The organism is Aeromonas sp. QDB30, assembly GCF_027707645.1.
Taxonomy (GTDB): domain Bacteria; phylum Pseudomonadota; class Gammaproteobacteria; order Enterobacterales; family Aeromonadaceae; genus Aeromonas; species Aeromonas caviae.
This window is the reverse complement of the sequence record NZ_JAPCIY010000203.1, coordinates 1-605: the sequence shown is the minus strand read 5'-3', so window position 1 is coordinate 605 and position 605 is coordinate 1. Positions and strand designations below refer to the sequence as shown.

Sequence of the window (605 nt, the reverse complement as noted above, 5' to 3'; positions counted from 1 at the left end):
ATTTTGCTATTTTCAGTGCTTGACGGCGATCGGCCGTTCTGATCTATTACTCTCTTTTGCAGGTAGATCATCATGGCCGCACCCGCTATCTCGATCCGTAACCTCGATCACCTTGGTTTGGTCGCCGCACTCTGCCAGGAACTGGGCATTGCCCGCATGATCGATGCCTTGCTCCCCAAAACCCCGCCTTTCAAGGTCTCACATGGTGAAGCCTTGGTCGCCATGATAGTGAACGGCCTCGGCTTTCACAGCAGCACCCTGCACATGTTCCCGCAATTCTTCGCTAACAAGCCGGTTGAGCGCCTGATTGGCCCCGGGATCTGTGCTGATGACCTCAATGATGATGTGCTCGGTCGCTGTCTCGATGCCCTCTTTGAGGCCGATGTCAGCGCCTTGTATCAGGTGATGGCGGCGCAAGTTGTCGAGCGGCTGGGGCTCAAAAGCACCGCAGTGCACCTCGATATTACCAGCTTCCACGTCGATGGCGCCTATGACTGTGCCGATGGGGATCTGGTCGGTAAGCTGCAACTGGTGCGTGGTTATAGTCGTGATCACCGGCCAGAGCTGAATCAAGTGATCCTTGAGCTCATCTGTGAAAATCAGGC

Annotated in this window: 1 protein-coding gene; it reads left to right on the top strand. The window is 55.4% G+C overall.

The features are described 5' to 3' along the window. Positions 1-72: 72 nt before the first annotated feature. The coding region (locus tag PG896_RS21120; RefSeq protein ID WP_109113328.1) for an IS1634 family transposase at positions 73-605 on the top strand (533 nt) is incomplete at its 3' end.